Annotated in this window: 15 protein-coding genes; 5 read left to right on the forward strand and 10 right to left on the reverse strand. The window is 53.8% G+C overall.

Features of this window, described 5'->3' with window-relative positions:
- Positions 1-8: 8 nt before the first annotated feature.
- Positions 9-1,355 (reverse strand): Na(+)-translocating NADH-quinone reductase subunit A, encoded by a 1,347-nt coding sequence (locus Pla22_RS21895; protein WP_146516922.1) that lies wholly within the window; start codon positions 1,353-1,355, stop codon positions 9-11.
- A gap of 615 nt (positions 1,356-1,970) precedes the next feature.
- Between Pla22_RS21895 and typA the strand changes: the two genes are divergently transcribed.
- Positions 1,971-3,782: a translational GTPase TypA gene (gene typA / locus Pla22_RS21900; RefSeq protein WP_165440785.1), complete on the forward strand. Its 1,812-nt coding sequence runs from the start codon at positions 1,971-1,973 to the stop codon at positions 3,780-3,782.
- Positions 3,783-4,040: 258 nt separating this feature from the next.
- Here the strand turns inward: typA and Pla22_RS21905 are convergent, their stop codons facing one another.
- Positions 4,041-4,544 carry an acetolactate synthase gene (locus Pla22_RS21905; RefSeq protein WP_146516924.1) on the reverse strand — a complete coding sequence of 168 codons (504 nt, stop codon included), beginning with the start codon at positions 4,542-4,544 and terminating at the stop codon, positions 4,041-4,043.
- A 98-nt stretch (positions 4,545-4,642) separates the two neighbouring features.
- Here Pla22_RS21905 and Pla22_RS21910 point away from each other — a divergent pair, with 98 nt between their 5' ends.
- On the forward strand, positions 4,643-5,131 hold the full coding sequence (locus tag Pla22_RS21910) for an acyl-CoA thioesterase (RefSeq protein ID WP_315854249.1): 489 nt from the start codon (positions 4,643-4,645) through the stop codon (positions 5,129-5,131).
- Positions 5,132-5,320: 189 nt separating this feature from the next.
- On the opposite strand, the gene Pla22_RS21915 is transcribed toward Pla22_RS21910, so the two are convergent.
- From Pla22_RS21915 to Pla22_RS21935, 5 genes are all read right to left on the reverse strand, one after another.
- Positions 5,321-7,975, reverse strand: coding sequence for a YfbK domain-containing protein (locus Pla22_RS21915; protein ID WP_242632249.1), 2,655 nt, complete (start codon positions 7,973-7,975; stop codon positions 5,321-5,323).
- Positions 7,976-8,036: 61 nt separating this feature from the next.
- Positions 8,037-8,549 carry an RNA polymerase sigma factor gene (locus tag Pla22_RS21920; protein ID WP_146516926.1) on the reverse strand — a complete coding sequence of 171 codons (513 nt, stop codon included), beginning with the start codon at positions 8,547-8,549 and terminating at the stop codon, positions 8,037-8,039.
- 185 nt (positions 8,550-8,734) lie between these two features.
- Positions 8,735-10,105: a Gfo/Idh/MocA family protein gene (locus Pla22_RS21925; protein WP_146516927.1), complete on the reverse strand. Its 1,371-nt coding sequence runs from the start codon at positions 10,103-10,105 to the stop codon at positions 8,735-8,737.
- Between the two features lie 99 nt (positions 10,106-10,204).
- The gene (locus tag Pla22_RS21930) at positions 10,205-11,086 is read right to left on the reverse strand and encodes a hypothetical protein (protein ID WP_146516928.1); all 882 of its coding nucleotides are present in this window, start codon (positions 11,084-11,086) and stop codon (positions 10,205-10,207) included.
- Positions 11,087-11,121: 35 nt separating this feature from the next.
- Complete coding sequence (locus Pla22_RS21935) at positions 11,122-11,832, reverse strand: PTS sugar transporter subunit IIA (protein WP_146516929.1); 711 nt, start codon at positions 11,830-11,832, stop codon at positions 11,122-11,124.
- 261 nt (positions 11,833-12,093) lie between these two features.
- Here Pla22_RS21935 and Pla22_RS21940 point away from each other — a divergent pair, with 261 nt between their 5' ends.
- Positions 12,094-12,555: a hypothetical protein gene (locus tag Pla22_RS21940; RefSeq protein WP_146516930.1), complete on the forward strand. Its 462-nt coding sequence runs from the start codon at positions 12,094-12,096 to the stop codon at positions 12,553-12,555.
- Between the two features lie 68 nt (positions 12,556-12,623).
- Here the strand turns inward: Pla22_RS21940 and Pla22_RS21945 are convergent, their stop codons facing one another.
- The 3 genes from Pla22_RS21945 to Pla22_RS21955 all read right to left on the reverse strand — a co-directional run bounded on the left by Pla22_RS21945 (position 12,624) and on the right by Pla22_RS21955 (position 15,118).
- Positions 12,624-14,057 carry a mandelate racemase/muconate lactonizing enzyme family protein gene (locus Pla22_RS21945; RefSeq protein WP_207310454.1) on the reverse strand — a complete coding sequence of 478 codons (1,434 nt, stop codon included), beginning with the start codon at positions 14,055-14,057 and terminating at the stop codon, positions 12,624-12,626.
- Positions 14,054-14,521 (reverse strand): DUF1499 domain-containing protein, encoded by a 468-nt coding sequence (locus tag Pla22_RS21950; protein WP_242632250.1) that lies wholly within the window; start codon positions 14,519-14,521, stop codon positions 14,054-14,056. Before Pla22_RS21950 ends, Pla22_RS21945 begins: the two co-directional genes overlap by 4 nt.
- Before the next feature lie 321 nt (positions 14,522-14,842).
- A complete protein-coding gene (locus Pla22_RS21955; protein WP_242632251.1) occupies positions 14,843-15,118 on the reverse strand; it encodes a transcriptional regulator in 276 nt (91 codons plus the stop codon).
- Positions 15,119-15,627: 509 nt separating this feature from the next.
- Here Pla22_RS21955 and Pla22_RS21960 point away from each other — a divergent pair.
- Together Pla22_RS21960 and Pla22_RS21965 are read left to right on the forward strand one after the other, a co-directional pair.
- A complete protein-coding gene (locus tag Pla22_RS21960) occupies positions 15,628-18,432 on the forward strand; it encodes a hypothetical protein (RefSeq protein ID WP_146516932.1) in 2,805 nt (934 codons plus the stop codon).
- An 81-nt stretch (positions 18,433-18,513) separates the two neighbouring features.
- Positions 18,514-18,705, forward strand: coding sequence for a hypothetical protein (locus Pla22_RS21965; protein WP_242632252.1), 192 nt, complete (start codon positions 18,514-18,516; stop codon positions 18,703-18,705).
- Positions 18,706-19,179: the final 474 nt, after the last annotated feature.

Genomic DNA, 19,179 nt, shown 5'->3' on the forward strand with positions numbered 1-19,179 from the left:
TCTAATCCTCAACCTTCTCGTTCGATGGTCGACAAGCTTTCGCGAAGCAGCGAGCTGTATTCGTATTTACCTGGGCACACAAACGTGCAAAGCCCAAGGTCTTCTTCTTCAAGTTCCAATACACCCAACATTTGAGCTTCGTCAGTGTCGCGATAAATCAACGAACGAAGCAATTGGGTCGGCAAAATGTCCAATGGCACAACGCGTTCATAAGTGCCCATTGGCACCATGGCACGCTCACTACCGTGAGTCGTCGTGGTCATGTCGTACTTCTTACCCGGCATTCCTGCTGAGGCATAAATCCGAGTTAGCGAGTATTTATCAAACCCGGGCTTCTGCCATCCCAAGAACTCGCGTTCATTGCCTTCAGCAACTACCGAAATTTGTGTGTGATAGCGTCCTAAGTAATCAACCGGAGCCAGTGCCTTGCGACCACACAAAACGCTGCCGCTGATCACACGAAGATTGCCTTGGGCGCTACATTCGCCGTCAGTCAATTGCGTGACACTTGCACCAATCCGAGTTTCGAGCAGGCGAGGCTGTGTGACCACGGGGCCAGCCAAGGAGATCACCCGGCGCGTATCAACCGTACCGGTCTGCAACAAAGACCCGAACGCACAAACGTCTTGGTAACCGATGTACCAAACGGTCTTCTTGGGGCTGACGGGGTCGAGCATATGAATATGCGTGCCAGGAAGTCCGGCCGGGTGAGGCCCGCCAAATGACTCAAGCTGCACACCGTTGATACTGCTGCCAGGAATTTCTGCCGAAGGCGATTTGCAGACAAAAACCTTGCCATCGGTCAGACGCGTTAGCATTTGCAAGCCGAGCGTGAACTGATCTTTACGATCGGCCATCACAATCGACGGGTCCGCAGCCAAAGGATTGGTATCAATCGCTTGGACAAAAATGGAGTGCGGCTTGCTACCTATCTTCGGGACCTTGCCGTAGGGCCGCGTTCGAAGCGATGTCCACAGCCCGCTGGCAATCAACGCCTCGGCGATCGAATCACCACTGACACCTAACGGGTCGACGCTGCGAATCGAATCGAACTCGACGCGATCGTCACCGTCGACGTTGATTTCGATCGACTCGAACTTGCGTTTGGCACCACGATTGACGGCCTCAACCGTTCCGCTCGCCGGAGCCGTAAAGATCACGCCTGGATTTTTCTTGTCTTCTAAGATCGGTTGGCCCAAGCGAACGCGATCACCGGGTGCCACCAACATCGTTGGCTTCATCCCAATGTAATCGTCCCCCACCAATGCCACCTTCGTGACAATACGGGCAGGTTCAATGTGCTGTTCCGGGCTACCGGAGATTGGAATATCCAATCCCTGTTTGATGGTCGTCATCGGCTAACGGTTCTCACGATTATTGACTTGTTCACCCAACCCCACCCACCGCGGAGGCCGGCTTGTGAAATTTTTCACAAAGTCAGTTTCGTTCGATGCCCGCGATCTGCAAAAGGAAAGCGGGCGACGGCGAAGAGCGGTGGAAAGCAGCGGGCGCGAATGCATCTTTCGCAAATAAGTTATCCAGCAAGCCAAGAATGGCTAGCTAAATCGGCGAACCTTGCCACAAAACAGATCATGTCGATCCCGGGGAAGGCTCATCCACTTTTGGGAGTGCGAAAACACTGCCGCGTCGTTCGAGCTTGGGGAAGTGAAAAATATCGCATAGCGAGCCATTCGTCGCAACGGCACTGTGATTAATGATTTCAATAAACCTAGCTGCACTCGCTAACGTGAAAACAGATACCACTAGTTGCCTTCAGCGGTGCGCCTAGCTGGATTGCAGAAAAGCGTCTCGACGTTGGCGATCGAACTAGGTCTTATAGCGATCCTGAAAATTCTGCAGCGTCCACGAATCATCCACAACCGCTGGGTTGATCGCGATGATTGAGCCTCTCACTCTCCTAAGGAGCGGCCATTTCCGGACGCGCACCACTCCTAAAGTGACTGATTCCCTTGCGCCGCGAAGACATTCGAAACATCGTTATCATTGCCCACGTCGACCATGGTAAAACCACCCTGGTTGACTGCCTGTTGCGCCAAAGTGGCCAGTATCGTGACAGTGAGCTTAAGGGCGAACGAATCCTCGACTCCAACGACCTCGAGCGTGAACGAGGCATCACGATCTTGGCCAAGAACATCGCGATTCCTTATCGCGGCGTGAAGATCAACCTTATCGACACCCCCGGTCACGCGGACTTCGGTGGCGAAGTCGAACGCGTTGTGAAGATGGCTGACGGGTGCCTCGTCCTGGTTGATGCGGCGGAAGGCCCAATGCCTCAAACTCGCTTCGTGCTTGAAAAAGCTCTCGAAGCGGGAGTCCGTCCCATCATCGTCGTCAACAAGGTCGATCGTCCTGATGGACGCCCAACGGAAGCCCTCGATGAAGCGCTTGAGTTGCTGGCCGATCTCGGTGGTGAAGAGCAACTTGATCACGTCAAGTACGTCTACACCAGTGCGAAGGAAGGCTACGCCACCACGGACCCGACAACTCCGACCACGGACATGCGGCCGCTTCTCGACCTGTTCGTCGACGCACTGCCTGGTCCTGAAGTCGACATGGACGCTCCGCTGCAAATGATGGTCACGACGCTGGATTGGTCCGAGTACGTTGGCCGGATCGCCGTGGGACGCATCCAAGCTGGCACCATCGTGAACGGTTCAACCATCGACCTGCACACCAAGGACGGCCCGAAGAAACAAAAAATCACCGGTCTATTCACGTTCAACAACCTGGGACGTGTGGCAACCGAACGGGCTTCAGCTGGCGACGTCGTTGCGGTGGAAGGCTTGCAGTCGGTTGAAATCGGAGACACCATTTCAGAGGTTGACGCAAACAATGCTTTGCCTCGACTGAAGGTCGACGAACCGACCCTGGAAATGGTATTCAGCGTCAATACCTCACCGCTCGTCGGACGCGAAGGCAAGTATGTCACCACGCGTCAACTCAAGGCTCGCCTTGAAAAAGAACTCGAGCGGAATGTGGCTCTACGAGTTGAAATGGTTGAAGGTGCCGAAGCCTACGCCGTTAAAGGGCGAGGCGTTTTGCACTTGGCAATCTTGATTGAAACAATGCGACGCGAGGGCTTCGAATTAAGCGTGGGCAAGCCACGTGTGATCAACCGTGAAGTCAACGGAAAGATGCACGAACCCTTTGAAACGCTAGCCGTTGAAGTTCCAGCCGATGCAATGGGCCCAGTCATGGAACTTGTTGGTCATCGTCGTGGACAACTCGATTCGATGTCACCGCGAGGCGAGTACATGTTGCTGAAGTTCTTTATCCCATCTCGCGGATTGATTGGACTTCGAACGCGCCTGCTTAACGCAACCCGCGGTACAGCGATCATCAATCACCGTTTCTCGGACTACCGTGAAATGGAAGGTGAAGTGCCACGTCGAAGTAACGGCGTATTGGTATCGATGGTATCAGGCAAGACGATGCCGTTTGCAATGTTCGGCCTTCAAGACCGAAGCGAATTGCTAGTACCTGCAGGCACCGAAGTCTACGAAGGAATGATCGTCGGTGAAAACGTTCGCGACAACGACCTAGTCGTCAATCCTTGTCGGGAAAAGCAATTGACCAACATGCGAGCCAGTGGCAGCGACGAGAACGTGATCCTAAAACCGCCGCGTGATATGTCACTTGAAGCGGCACTGGAATACATCGAAGAAGATGAACTTGTCGAAGTGACGCCAGAAAACATTCGCTTGCGAAAAATCTTGCTTAAAGAATCGGACCGGCGCCGAGTCAGTCGCAACGCTTCTTAATCAGCAGCGGTTCTGAAACAGGATTCGCACTGCACAGCGCTGCGTAACGAAAGTCACGATGACTTTCGCCGTTGGCGTGAAGCCGCGATCACTTACTACGACTGAGCGTCACGAAGGCCGTGTGAGATCCTGGGGTCACAACCCCCACGTGCTCATGAAATCATTGTGCCCGCATAACTTTAGCGATTACGTAACTTAGCGATTATCTAATCCAGTGCATACGTAACCCAGCGATTACGTAACCCAGTGCCTCGATACCTAGCCTTCTCGGGTTGGGTCGTCCTCCAGGTCACCTTCGGTGATGATGGTGAACCCTTTCTCGATGAGGGTTTGCATTGCGAATTCAGTGTTTTCAACCATGATCGCAACTGCCGGCTTGCCGTTGGGACGAACAATCAAAGGGTAGGCCTGCGTGATGTTCAGTTCCGCTTGCAACAGCGCCGTACAGACTCGCAACAGTGGTTGCGGTCCCGCTGGAAGTTCGACACCAACCAAGTCGGTTTCGATAATCGCCAAGCCGCTTCGTTCGAGGATTTCGCGACCGCGATCGGCGTCGCTGACCAAGAACCGAACGAACGCACATTCAGCAGCGTCCGAGATCGAAAGGGCGCAAATACGGATTCCTGTTCCTTCAAAGCGCTTTACTACCTCAAGCAATTGACCGACTCGGTTTTCCAAGAAGACCGTGAATTGACGCAGTGCCGGGAAGTCCCGTCCTCGCATCGTTTGAAAAGCGGTTCCAGCGTCGTCACCGATGCTCATGATGTGGTTCCTTTGCGTCCTTCTTGGACGCGATGTCATCTCTGTCGGGGATTGGTCATCGCCCACGGCCTAAACATTTACCCGCTGAGAGTTTACGCTTGGATGACCAATCCGGTCAAACCGACTCTCCTATCAACAACAGCGACCTGCCTGTGAATGCCGATGACCACGAAGTGCCCGCCGATTTCGACCTTTGGCGGTTTGAGCATACTTTTCGCGTTAATTACTACGAAACCGATGGCCAGCGACGCGTCCACCACTCCAATTACCTGAATTATTTCGAGCGCGGCCGTGTCGAAATGCTGCGGGCGGCCGGCATTAGCTACAAGTCGCTCGAAGACGCCGGAAGCATGTTAGTCGTTTCAGAGATGAATGTGCGCTACCTGGCTGCTGCTGAGTTTGACGATGTCCTGACTCTTCGAGTGAACGTCCTAGACGTCCGAAAGGTTCGGATTCGGCACAGCTACCAAATCCTTCGGGGAGAGGAACTTGTCGTCGAAGCCGAGTCGACGATCGCCTGCGTCAACCACGAAGGTAAGCCAAACAAATTGCCAGCGGTGTTCCTGGAACAATGGAAAGCTCGCTAGCGCACTGACGGCGCCAACTCAGTAACGGCGCCAACTCAGTAACGGCGCCAACTCAGTAACGGCGCCAACTCAGTAACGGCGCCAACTCAGTAACGGTGCTAACTCAGTAACGGCGCCAACTCAATGACAGCGTTGACTCGATGCTTACGCTGACTCACTGGCACGAAGCCCCCATGCCCACCGAAGCTATCACTGCCTCGAATGGGTCAATTGAGAAACCTTTCTAACAATTTGAATGAACTCAGCACGCAAGCCATCCACGTCGTCACCCTTAGACAACTTCGCAACTTGCAGCACGTCATTCAGTTTCCAGGCACCGACATTCGGACTGCCTCGAAGCAGCATGCCTAGTCCCGCTACCGCAGCGGTAAATTGATGGTCAATGCTGGCGTCGGTAAATGCCGCTCCGTCATCCAACACGGGGAATTCAACTTTGACGCTGTTGTCTCCATTGGGCTGTTTGTATCGCAACTTCAAAGTCATCGTATCGTCACTCACCACTTGCTCGGTTTGCTTGACGACCGCTGACTTCTGATACTTCAGTTCATCAACCGCTGGGGCAACCACATCCGATTTCACACCTGCGGGTACAAGTTCATACAACGCTGTCACTGAATGTCCGGCCCCAATCTCGCCGGCGTCCTTCTTGTCATCGTTAAAGTCTTCTTTCGCCAGCATTCGGTTTTCGTAACCAATCAAACGGTAGGCCGCTACCTTGCCAGGGTTGAATTCGACTTGCAGCTTCACGTCCTTAGCGATCGTTACCAGCGTTCCTGCCATCTGTCGCACTAAAACCTTGCGAGCTTCACGCTGAGAATCAATAAAGGCGTAGTTACCATTTCCCTTGCCGCTTATCTGTTCGAGCATCGCATCGTTGTGATTGCCCATTCCGTAACCAAGGACGGTCAGAAACACATCTCCCTTGGCTTCGGCCTCAACCATCTTTACCAGTTCATCGGTGCTTGTCGTGCCGACATTGAAATCACCATCGGTACAAAGAATCACGCGGTTCACTCCATCGTCGATGAAGTGATCGCGAGCAGTCTGATAGGCAAGTAAAATTCCAGCACCTCCATTGGTACTGCCACCTGCTGTGAGTTGCTTTAACGCCTTACGAATCTTTTTCTTGTCGCTTGCGAGAGTCGAATCCAGCACCAAGCCGGTTGAAGATGCGTAGACAACAATCGCAACGCGGTCACGCTCACTAAGTTGCTTGGTAAGCATCTTGAGACCATCAATGACCAACGGCAACTTGTTGGGCTCCTGCATGGAACCACTGGTGTCGATCAAAAAGACCAGGTTCGAAGCAGGTCGCTCTTTGGGTTGCATTGTCTTGCCCTTGATTGCAAGCCGTGCCAAACGGTGATCTTCATTCCAAGGGCAGGAAGTAACATTCACACGCGCGGCGAACGGATGCTCGGCATCGTCCGCAGGCGGAGCATCTGAGTAATCGAAGTAATTGATCATCTCTTCAATGCGCACCGCATCGGGTGAGGGCAGACGGTTCGTACGTAAGACGTAATCACGAATCTTGCTGTAGCTAGCCGTATCGACATCCACCGAGAACGTGCTGAGCGGTTCGTCGGCGACTCGCTTAAACGGATTTTCGACGATATCGCCAAATCGGTCTCCGGCGTTTTTCCCCGAGCCGATTTCTCGCGACAAGCCTCGTGAACCAAGTGCGTCGACTCCGAAATACGCTCCTCCCATGCCCAACTGCATCTCCGTGTCCATCGCCCCCAGGTCCGACGTGTCATTCGAACCGGCACCACTCATTCCTTCCCCCATCATTCCTCCCCCCATCATCATCATCATATCCATGTCGTCGCCGTCACGACGTTCACCCCGTGGCTGCCGCGATCTACGCGACGGCTTGGCAGCAGGAGAAACCTCAGCAAACAAGTCAAGCGAGTCGCCAGCCTGTTCTTCAGCAAAGTCCAGCGCAGTTGTGTCAGAAGGCAAGCCATATCCGCCCATCCCGCCACCACCAATTCCCGATGCATCAAGTTCTTCTTGCACCTTGGTGTTTTGAGCATCAAGCTGAACTCCGTATCCGGCTCCTCCAAAGCCCCTCGCGCCATCCGACTCCATTCCCATGGGCGAGCTGGGGGAAGATTTCGACTGTAGTTTCGTAGTTGACTCGACAACGCCAGAATCGCGGTACTCGACCTCGGGAGTCGCAACAGATGCGGGGGCTAACTCTACTTGTGCCGCAATCTCATTTCCATTCATTGACCTCTGGCTCGACATTTCGTCAATGCCTCGGGCACCGTAGGGGCTACTGCCCGCAGCACTGACGAGGCCACTATCTGAAGCCCTGTCTTCCATTTCGTCTGCCATCTCGTCTGCTGCAACGGATGCATCTAGCTCCGGTGCAACTGAACGACCCGACTCTGGTGCCAGAGATAGTTCGGAACGAGCCAATGAGCTTTCGTTGGACTCAGCGGTGACCAGTGCCTTCGATTCAACCTGACTCACTTGCATCAACGTTGAAGAACTGAGCATTGGACCGACACCGAGCACCAGCAGCAGTGCCGCCGCGATCGCAAGTAACCCCCAGATTGCTCGGCGGCTAATACCGGCATCGGATTCACGAAGCGTGACGGGTTCGTTCATGATTGCGGCGCGACGAGCCGGGTCGAGCGTTCGCTGAGACTGCGATTCGAACAATCCTGCAAGCTGTCCAGTGACCTCGCGTGCTTCTTCGACGGCTTGCGCGAGCGATTCACTCTCTCGCATTGCTTGCTCGAACTCATCGCGCTCGGAACCGTCAAGTTCACCAAGTACGTAAGCGGTGATTCGAGGGTCGTCCCAATAGGATTCGTTGACTTGAATATCGGACATGTTCAAGAACCTGAACGTGGGTGTATGAAAGAACTCGACACAAAAACCATGCCGGAAGTGGTCATGGCGTTGCCAACCGCCCATGCAATGATTTCACCGCGGCGTGCAGATGAAAGCCGACGTTAGTGACGGTCAGTCCAGTGACCTCTGCGATTTCGCGATAGGACAAGCCTCCTTGCATCCGAAGCCTTAGCACTTCCTGTTGCTTGGGCGTCAAATCATCGAGAGCCGCTAGCAACTGCGTCTGCTCTTCGGCATCGCTGACAACCTCCGGAGCGGTCTGAGCCAAATCGGGCATCGCTTGCACCGATGCATCAATCGGCATCGGCTTCTTCGTTCTAAGCATGTCAATCACTCGGCTTCGGCAAACAAAGAACAGCCAAGCTGCGACGCGATTGCGAATTTTTTCGGGATCTTCGCGGCACAACCTCAGGAAAGTTTCCTGAACCGCGTCTTGAGCTTCTGACCAATCACCATTGAGCATTCGAGAGGCATACGCCAGTAGCGGCCGCTCAAAACGATCGACCAAAGTCGATAGTTCGTCGGTCGGCCAGGACGCTTGCGAATCCGTCATCGACAGTGAGCCCAATAGGAAAAGAAGAGTCAGAAAAGCAAAAACGCGGGTTCGTTGATGACAACGAACCCGCGTACGAGTTTCTTAGGTGGAAAATTTAAATTTCCTCAGCCAGTTCCCAACGGCCATCACTGACGCCAACGTCACCGGCCATCGAGAACCGCCCTACGTTAGCCCCAGGGCTACTAAATTAGCTTCGTTTTTCCTGGAACGGCGTACTTGGGTTCGGGCAATTCACCCTGAATATCAAAGTTTTCAGGCCAGAGGTCCAACTTCGATTCCTTGGTGACGAAGTCCCAGGTCACATCTTGGCCGGTGTAAGCCGACATACGTCCGAGCACTGCAGTCATCGACGAGTCGGTGGTTTCGCCCAATTCGACAATCGGCTTTCCACTGCGAACTGCGTCGACAAGATCTTTGTGCTCTTGTTTGTACGCGGCACTAAGGTCACCTTCCATCGACCAAATTTCTTTTCCAGATTTGTCGTATAAGAACGCACCGCGATTGATACCGTAGATAACCGCGTGTCCGTTACTACCGTAGATCGTGTTGCTATTGTCGGACTGGGCACCGGGAACTTGGCGGTTCTTGAACGACACCAAACGATTACCGGGATACTTGTAGTCAACGGACATGCTGTCCCACATCTCGCTGCCTTCGGGCCGGGTGAAGCGTCCACCGCTGGCAAAGGCCGACTCGGGTGGCCCACCCATGATCCAATTAATCGCATCGATATTATGGACGGACTGCTCAGCGATCTGGTCGCCCGATAGCCAGATATAGTGCATCCAGTTGTAGATCTGGTACTCCGTGTCGCTCATTCCTTCACGACGAGTTTTGTGCCAAATCGAATTGCCGCAGTAACGTGCGCTAGCCGCAATGATGTCACCGATCGCACCTTCGTGAATGCGTTTCACCGCTTCGATATAATTGGTTTGCCGACGGTACTGGGTTCCGGTGACGATGCATGTTCCGTTGGCTTCGGCTTGCTTATGAGCTTCCCAACAAATTCGATAGCCCGCTGGGTCCACGCAAGTTGGCTTCTCGGCAAAGACATGCTTACCTGCATCGACCGCTTCGGCAACGTATCGAGGACGGAAACCCGGTGGCGTTGCAAACATCACGACATCAACGTCTGGATCTTCTAAAATCGCCTTGTAGCTATCGATGCCGCTGTAAAGTTTTTCATCTGGCACATCAACCTTTTCACCGTGTCGCTTTGCCATCCGACCGCGAGTCATCCCAGGAACTTTTTCATCAAGGTCAGCGATCGCAACGAGCTTGATGTTCTCATTGATCGAAAGCGAATCATCCGCTGCCCCGGTACCACGCCCACCGGCGCCAACCAAAGCAATGCGAACCAATTGGGAATCCGAGTTATCGACCGGCTCATCACCGCGGGCGACGCGTGTGGTAGCCAAGCCCGATGCAAGAGCAGCGGAGACCGCAGTACCAGTTTGAATGAACTTGCGGCGAGACGGATCATTGCAAGACGAGTGAGTGAGTTCGCCGTCACGTTCTGGGGTGGGAAGAGAGGGATTCTGCGGTGAAGTCATCGCGAAGACTCTGGGGTGGGTAGATCAGGAAAGGAATCTTGCCGATCGTGTGCGATCGACGGACCTCCCCATCATAACCCAGATCCGCTTGAATGAAGCCTATGCCGCCTTACAGAATCCTTGCGAGCTTACCGGGACAGTGTCTTGTCCCAAAGAAGCCTCTAGTCGTTCGATACGATAGGGCTTGAACACCACCCAACCCACCCCCGCTTGATGGGCTTGATGAACGTGTCCGGCGTGATTTCGGTTCGTTATCCAAACATGCTTTTCAGCTCTTTTCCCCATCAATTTGATTCGTCGTTTCCATGTCTCGGTACTGGCTGCGAAAGCAAACGAATCATCCCACCACACGGTATCTACGCCCCGCAATTCTTTTGCGTTGGGTTCGCGACACCAAACGGCCGCAACGGAAAGCTGTTCGGCGATATCGAGCAACGGTTCGGCAGCGGAATAATTCGCCGCGACGACAGCGATAGTCCGTGAGGGCGTTTCAAGACTATCTGGCGAAAACTGCGAGATTAACTCTTCCTCGCCATCCAACCAATCAAACCGGTTGTGCCCAAAAAAGCTCTGATACCCTCGCGTCATCCCCTCGCAAAGAGGTCCACGCAGATGGAATCGTGTTGCGTCGGGATGGCGCTGACCGAGCACCGCCAACGAATCCAAGGCCAGCGGTGAACGGTCACTCGATGCGACGACGATCGTCCCAACCCCCGAAGCGCGGCGTTCCACCGCTTCTTGCAAAGAACCTCGAAACGCTATTTGCGATACGTGAGCTTCGCAAACACGAAAAGCGTTTTCAAACTCCGCGAGCTTTCGATCACCTATCCAAAGCAAGGTTTGCTCGTCGTCGATGTTTCCCAGATCAGATTCTTTGAAAACAGGATCACCGAACGTGATGCTTCCGCGATCAGCAATGGTTCGACCATGGGATTGGCCTGGGGGAAGATTGTCGGCAAGGCGACTGTCAGAGATCTTCATGGAATCCTTCCCAAAGTGAATTCATCTAGCGACGTCTATTCCATCGCTTCATCGATCGCATCTTCCGCATCCTTGAGGACACCCCAAGCTTGATGAGCAGACACGCTAGCCCGCAAATCGTCGAGCATTGTTTCATGCGTGATCATGCGGCTCAGTTTTGCGAGAATACGAAGATGGACCGTGTCATCGTAAGAGCAGATCAAGAAAAACACGTCCGTGAGCTGTCCTCGATCAGAAAACGGAATCGGGGAAGGGCATACCGCCAATGCGATCACCGAGTCGGCCAAAATCGAAGTTTGCGGACGACGAGGGTGAAGCAACGCAACCCCGCAATCCAACGCCGTAGGATGCATCTGCTCGCGGGCCGCCACGGCTTCGGCCATAGTAGCCGCGTCCCACATCATTCCCGATTTGCCGGCCAGCTTGCAAACCGACCGAATCACCGAACCTTTCGTGCGAGCGTTTAGCGGAACTTCGATCGTATCGGGGGTGCACAACTCATGAATAGGGCGATCTCTGGGTCCATCCCCTTTGGCACGGTCTAGAACCCGCTGAACTTTGGTTAGCTCCTCGGCGTTACTCGCTCCGATCCGTTCCTCCAGCCAATGATGAATTTCCGCTTCACTGAAACGCCACTGTCCACTAACCCGTCGTCCAGGCAATGTTTCACGCACCGCCATCTTTGTCACTTGGTCAGGAGTGAGATGTAGGAAGGCGGCTAGTTGAGCGACGTCGAGGTCTTCCACGAGATCATTCGATGGGTTAAAGGTTAAGTTCGGGAGTTTTCCACAGCGGTATCATAGCAACCACTGCCAAAACAACCATTTGACTGCATTGAACCAAGTTAGCCTGCCCGGATTTCATTGCGAATAAATACAGCAAAGCTAAGCAGTTTTTTCTGAGACTGTTCTCGCACTGGAAGGCGGATTTTGCCGATACTGCAGGGACAGGACCTGCATTGACAGTCCATTTATCAGGATGCTTGGAATTTATTGAGGAAAGCTCGGATGCGTAATCTCTTCATCATTGGCATGCTTGCCGTGGCCGCCTTCGCCGCTGGCTGGTTCAAGATCAATCGTGATGGCGACAGCACGACCATTGAATTCAATCGCGCTGAAATTCGCGACGACACGCGTCGAGCCATTGAGAAGGGCCGTGAAATTCTCGATCGCCGCGATGAGCAGTTCGCGAACCAGGAACAGCCTCAATCGAACTTTGACGAACAATCTTACGGGCCTCAACCCTATGGCAATCCACCGGCGTATCCCAACCAACCGGTGACGAACCAACCGGTGACGAATCAACCAGTGCCGAATCAACCTTGGAATCAGAACTACGCTCGGCCTGCCCAACCTCAGTCGCCTCCGTCGCAACCATACACGCAGAACTACGGCCCCCAGCCACTTCCGCCTCAACAAGGCGGATACTACCAAGGCCAAGCTCCCAGCTACAACGATCAACGTCGCTAGGGAATCGCCAAAACGGCTAGCGACGCAGCCAACTCGCTAGCTCGCTAGCGAAGCGGCAAGAGAACGTTTTACGTACTGGGGAGTTCTCGAGCAATCTCTTCGACTCGGTAGCCAAACCCGGGGCCGCTAAGCGTCGATAGATCCAAGATGCCATGCTCTCGACGATAAATCGTCGGATGAACCTCTGCTTCGGGCAAGGATGCATCGGGATAGAACTGCATTCCATTGCTTTCCACACCCATGATGGTGCCCGCATGAGCGGCCAAGCGAACGTGAGGAATCTGAGCCAGCATAGGGTTGGTCAAGTCTTGGACCATCAACGGCATGCCATGAGACTTCGCCCAACACAGACTCAGCAGCGCGCCCGTCTGAGTCTTGCAGGTCTTCAGAGCGACGCCGGTCCAACCCAATTGTTGACCAAGTCTGACGAATCGCCAGTCGTGAGCACTTTCGTCCAGGAACAACGGCTTCCGTTTCGACACGCTCGAAACGTCGATACGGAACGCTTCTAAGTCGTACGGAAAGGGTTGTTCGACATACAAAATGAGCGAGTCAATCTCGGAATGTTCGGCCTTCAAGCGATCTAAGATTGCGTTGACGTACTCGGGGTCATGAACGGTGCAATTGAAGTCAGCGGATAACGCTTCGACACCAAATTCCAGGGCCATACGCCCCACTTTGACCATGCGATCGTAATCCCATTCTGCGTCCGTGCCACGAAGCTTGACCTTCAAACACTTCAACCCATCTCGCTTGATCCATTGGCGAAGCGTCACGGGATAACCGTCATCGGGTTCGTCACCTGATAGCTCGGAATCTTCCAGTGGGTCGAGTCCACCAACAAGGTGCCAAACGGGAAGAGTATCCGGCGCCGACTTGACCAAGAAGTCTTGCGGATACTTTCCGCCGAAGCGTTCCTTCGCATCTGGTTCTTCAGCAAAGAAGTGCGCTAAGTCATGCGACATGTATTGAGCGTTGTATGTCTTGTAGATGTCGACATCATGCAGCTTGCCAAAAGCATCGTGGGCAGCAATATCGAAAGCGCTGGTAGATACAAGAGCCGCCAAATGAGGCAGCAACTGCGATTCATCACTGACGGATCTTTGCTGATTGAAAGCGTCAAGCAATTCTGGCATCACGTTTTCGATGAAGTGATGACCAATTTCGATTGCATGCCCGGTGACTTCCAGTTTTGACCAAGCCTCGGCAAGTTGATCGCAGAAGTCCTTTACCACTTCATAGCGTTCAGCAAAGGTCATTGTGTTGGATGGCCAAGTCCAGGTGACCAACATCGGCGTCTCACCCCAACCGGTGGCACGACGACCGTCCTTATCTTCAACCGTGACTTCGACTCGCAAGCAAGTGACCGAGTCGACCGACTCGGCACCGAACTTCAGCGGAACTCGCATCTGCACGGGCAAGTGATGTTGTTTGGCGTTTACGATGCGAACGTCGGTGGACTTCGAAAACATGATCGCTGACTTTGCGGATTTTTGATTCACTGGCCTTCAATTCCCAAATTTTCTAAGCCGCGGCGCAACTCAATCAAGTTACGCGCATTTTGCCCGAGATCGCCTTTGCCCACACGCGACTTACTCTTGCCGCTGATTCGAGTTCCGGTTGCGGTCGGCGTCAGTTCAAGGTGCATGTCGTCCACGAACCTAAGGACTCGTGTTGTCCGAGTAAGATGCATGGTGACACGGTCGCCTCCCTGATCAGACGACTCCAATTTCCATAACGACTCAGACTCTACCCATTTTGCGATCGCTTGGGCAGTTTCGCTGGGCGGCGTGGAAACGTCGATGGGGTGCAAGCGTGGATCGCTGGCACTGGGATCCAGTGTGGCGACATTCGTGGTGAGGCCCTTCAGGCCACCAAACGGAAGCATTAGCAACATGCTCCCTAGCGTCGCGATGATTGCCAAAACGATCAAGCACCCTCGGCGTGTGATCGACCGTTTTTTCATAGGAGGCGGTTCCGCCAAGTCAGTCGTTTTCGTCGAATCCATGGCCGCAGGGGAACGCCTCACCTTGGTTCTCGGGACAAGAAATCGCCGTGAGGACTCGGTGAGGACTCAACGAGGACTCATTTGGACACTAGTGGTCGCGTTACCGGTTCTTGCGTTGCCAGTGCTTATGTTGCCAGTGCTTATGTTGCTAGTGCTTTCGTCGCGGGTGCTTAATGATCATTTCCGATCATCAAAGCACGAAGTTTGAAACGGCCCACACAACGCTCGGCGGTGACGATGCTGGCGTCGCTAGCATCCTGACTTCGCTTTTCCGCGATTCTACTTATCGCCTTGCTCAAGCATTTCCTTGTATTGGTCGCGTTCGCGACGAGTCGCTTCGAGGTCGAAAATCAGGTACTTCATATCGAGTCGTAGTTGCGAAAGAGCCTCTTGAACAAGGTTCAAGATTCGACGACGGCGAGTGCTGCATTCGACCACCCGTTGCAATGCGGGGGCGACGGCGTCGCGGTATCGAGCGGGCAATGCGTCGATGGCTTTCGCCATTTCTTGCAATTCGATCGGGGTTTCGTCATTGATCTTGGCGGTAGTTCCCATGGCGTTTTGCATAAGCGATCGTCCCTCAGTCAGAAGATGAATTGTGTTTGGTAACTTGCCATCCATTGCATTCGTGGTGCCGCATCCGCTTATCGGCACCCTACCAACGCACTGAAATCGTTTGCCATCAACGACTTACGCTAATTCTCCGGCTCACGCATGCCAAACCAAAGGTGGTTTTAATGCAACGTAGCTTTTGAGCATCACAGCCAGATTTCTCTTGGCTTAGATACGTAAATCTTGTTATGGAAAGACTTTGCGTCGGTGATGTTGGCTAGCGACCTCATGTGGCTTTTCATCAACACCACGTCGCATGCACCAAACACTCTTGAATCGCGATCGGCCCGAATCACCCCCCCGGTTCCAAAAACTGAAATCCGACAGGACGACCGATTTGCATCGAGGCGGACACGAATTGAATAAAGCAAAGCTTCGATTCACTCGCGACCACGTCGGGGCGTCGCATGTGTGGGATTGTTCCGAGTCGGCCTCTATTGGTCAATGATTGAATGTTCAAAACCTTAACGAACCGAACCGAGAACGCGTCGGCTGTGACGACCTGGCAAACTGCGCGAGCGCTGGTCACATGGTTTCCCATCGCCAGCTTCGCATTGCTTCTCGTTCTTTCGTTTACAGGTGTTGCCCAAGCACAGATCTACGATTCGCTAGACGCATTTCCGCCGCGTTTTTTCTTGGACACTTCCGACTGCAAAGCGCGGGTGCTCGAACACGAGAACTTACCTACCGACGGCGTGGATGGTGGCGCATGTGAACAGATCACATTCACTGCCAAGAGCGGCAGCGAGGCCATCCTGGTTTACCCAATCGAACCGGTGCGCCCACTCGACGACTTAAACGCAACACTCTCCATCATGAGTGCTCGAAGTGGTGCGGCGGTTGGTTTACGCATTCGCTATCCGTTTTTGAAAGACCCCGAAACACGGCGGCCGGTGTCAACCATCGTTTACGGAGCCAGCTACACGACACCTGGCGAATACGCATCGCTTGGAATCGGCATGATCGAAAAGCAACTACGACTGAAGAACGTTGCGCTGCGAAGCCAGTATGGGCCGATCGCAGACTTAAGTGACGCTTACGTTGATGGTGTTATCGTCAATGCGTACGCTGGGCCGGGCAAGACTTCCATTCGTCTCGATGAACTTCGCGTTGACGGATTGGTTCCCGTCAACGCTGGCATCGTGATGGGCAATCTACGCAGTTCGGATTCGGAATTCATTGCATCCCGTCGGTCATTGCAAGGCGGTGACGAGGCTTTCACTCCATCACCGATTGCATTCCCGCTTGGACAGATCACGAAGGTTCTTCAGCACAACGGTGAACCACTAGGTTGGGTTCGCACCCTTGGCTTTGATGCCGTCCTTCTACGTCACCCACCCGATGCCGCGATTCTGGCAGAGGCGATCCGCACGCGGATGAAGATTTATGCTCCTGCGCCCACGACTCCCGATCCGTCGATTGAGGCGATGTTAGAACCGGTGGTCGGCTGGTACGTCGGAAGTAATCGAGCCTTGGACTCGCGCGAAATCGACGAAACAAAGTTAGTGTCGGAACAACTACGTGTTTTTCCTTCACGCTGGCAACGCCCCCTCATTGCGGCCCCTAGCGAATCGTGGCAACGCTATGCGCCGATGTTTGACGCCATGATCCATGACCTACCGCCAAGAGTACGCGGTATTCGTGGAAGCGAAGAAGTGGCGGAACTGCATGGTCGCCAGCGGTGGGTGGGTGACCGGATCCAGGTTGCCGCCGGCGTGAACAGCATGTCTCCTGATTCAATGGTCCACCAAGTCGAATCGATAGCCTCTGCGATTGGTGCTCCCATGCCTGAAGGATTTCGCTGGCACTCGATGTGGATGCAAACGATGCGTGCACTGCAAAATACGCCAACCGCGATCATCTATCGCTCGTCTCGATCACTTGCCTCGGGATCTTCGATCGACCAAACACGAGCAACTTCGCTTAGCTACGTTAATCGAATGGTTGCGATGTTGGGACCTTGGATAACAACGGCCACCCCCACAACGGCGCCGTTGGTAACCGGAGCAGCCTTTCAATGCGGTCGCCTTACCACTCGCGGAACGGACTTGCTAATCCTGACCTCCAGTGCAACGCGTGGCAATGAGGTATTAGCCGGTGATGGCAACAGCATTCAAATTCAACTTAGCCCGTCCGATGCTGCCAAAACAGCTTGGCGGGTAACCAACTTTTCTGCCGAACGGGTCTCACCTGTTTCTACGCCCACCGGCGCAAGCCTTGAGATCGTGTCACCCGATGTGGTTGAGGTGGTGGTGTTGAGCGATGATCCGGCGACCGGCGCGCGGCTGGCTCAACAGTGCAGTCGATTCGCTAGGCAAGCAAGTTTGGATCGTTGGCAATTGGCAATGCAGTCGGTTCAACAGACACAAAACGACTGGGATCAATCCATTGCAATGCGAGCGAACTCTTCACCTCGACCTACCAACCTGATTCAAATCGCTAGGCAAACCCTTGAAAACGCGGAACCGATGTACCGGTCGGGTGATTCGGCAACGAGCTTGCGTATGGCTCGAAGAGCCGATGCTTGGGCTCTTCGCAGCGGCTGGCAACTCGCCGAAGCATTGATGCCTGACTGGCCGATTTTGACCAGTAGTCCGCCAATGGACATGGGGGCAGCGAGTGTTCAATCCTTGTGGCGTCCATTGATGGATGATGAAGGTTGGGGCGACAACCTACTCTCCGCAGGCTCGTTAGATTCTGCTGACTTTATCGGCGCAGGGCGGTGGATGTTCGGGCGTCGAATGGCACACCGGGCGCTCAGCGAAGTAACCCATGCAACTCGCGGCAGCTACGATGGTCCTGGCGCTCTACGGGCTAGCGTAACGCCGATTGCCGAAGATGAAATGCTAGGTGGTTACGAAGGAACAATCGTCCAAATACGCAGCCCTTCGGTCCGAGTTCCCGCGGGCACCGCCATTCGCATTGATGCTATGGTGCGAACCATTGGATTTGGCGGAGCTCATCAAGGACTGCTGGTTTACGACACGATCGGTGGGCAACCCATGGGAGTTCTAGTGCGCGGCCGTGCAGACTGGACACCGGTACGCCTCTATCGCCAAACCATAGGCGAAAGCGAGGTCAGCGTTATGTTTGAATTGATCGGCGCTGGGGAAGTCATGATTGACGAGGTGACCCTACGACGCTGGGAGCCGACTACTGACACTGGCATTCTGCTACGGCCGATTGATTCTGAGACCATCGAAATTAGCAAAGCAGAATCGACAACGGAGCCACGAATGTCCGGGCTGCCTCGCTGAGGTATGATGACGACTTCTCAAAACTATCTACATTAAGAACCTCAAGCGGCCACCATGCAGCAAATCAAGATATTCAAATTCGTGGACACCGAAATTCCAGAAATGGAACACCAGATCAACCGCTGGATGAGAAAGAGTGGAGCCAGGATTTTGTCGGTCAATGGAAACTTGGCCTCTCAATCTAGCAGCGGCCAAGGCCCGCTAAACTCGTTTGCCGGCAGCGACATCATGGTCATCTTGCACTACGAAATAGATCCTCCACAGCCGAAATAGTCGTGAGTTCGGATTGTCCGCTGAAACAATCTTTTTTTGAAAATTTGGCGAACCCTGTTAACAATCTTGGGTCTTATCGGTGACTTTACCGTTGCAGAGCCAAATTCAGAACTTCGCGAGTGAGAATTATTTCTCTTGCCGGGTTCTGGATCTGCAACGATAATGTGACTGTCGGATCGCGGTAACGCGCTGCGATTGACCCCTTTCATGCGGTCCTCATTCCCTTCTGGTTGGCACCTGGAACGGAGGATCGTTAACCATGTTTTTAAAGGAGGTGAGCAAGTGGATTTATGCTGTATTAGCCAACGGGGTGAACACCGTTAGCATGTCGGCGGGCCTCTGCAATTGCGGCGGTCACCCCCACTCGCTTCGTCAACTTTCCTTGTGATTGCTTGATCAAACGCGAGCACAGCCCCGTCTGCTGAGATTACCTTGGTCTCGGCAGGCGGGATTTTTTTTGCATAGGATGCGCCC

The sequence above is a fragment of the Rubripirellula amarantea genome (genome assembly GCF_007859865.1).
GTDB lineage: Bacteria > Planctomycetota > Planctomycetia > Pirellulales > Pirellulaceae > Rubripirellula > Rubripirellula amarantea.

Coding starts and splice junctions, on each gene's coding strand:
- Pla22_RS21895 (WP_146516922.1), bottom strand. CDS start 1,355: ATGACGACCATCAAACAGGGATTGGATATTCCAATCTCCGGTAGCCCG.
- Pla22_RS21905 (WP_146516924.1), bottom strand. CDS start 4,544: ATGAGCATCGGTGACGACGCTGGAACCGCTTTTCAAACGATGCGAGGA.
- Pla22_RS21915 (WP_242632249.1), bottom strand. CDS start 7,975: ATGTCCGATATTCAAGTCAACGAATCCTATTGGGACGACCCTCGAATC.
- Pla22_RS21920 (WP_146516926.1), bottom strand. CDS start 8,549: ATGACGGATTCGCAAGCGTCCTGGCCGACCGACGAACTATCGACTTTG.
- Pla22_RS21925 (WP_146516927.1), bottom strand. CDS start 10,105: ATGACTTCACCGCAGAATCCCTCTCTTCCCACCCCAGAACGTGACGGC.
- Pla22_RS21930 (WP_146516928.1), bottom strand. CDS start 11,086: ATGAAGATCTCTGACAGTCGCCTTGCCGACAATCTTCCCCCAGGCCAA.
- Pla22_RS21940 (WP_146516930.1), top strand. CDS start 12,094: ATGCGTAATCTCTTCATCATTGGCATGCTTGCCGTGGCCGCCTTCGCC.
- Pla22_RS21950 (WP_242632250.1), bottom strand. CDS start 14,521: ATGAAAAAACGGTCGATCACACGCCGAGGGTGCTTGATCGTTTTGGCA.
- Pla22_RS21955 (WP_242632251.1), bottom strand. CDS start 15,118: ATGGGAACTACCGCCAAGATCAATGACGAAACCCCGATCGAATTGCAA.
- Pla22_RS21960 (WP_146516932.1), top strand. CDS start 15,628: ATGTTCAAAACCTTAACGAACCGAACCGAGAACGCGTCGGCTGTGACG.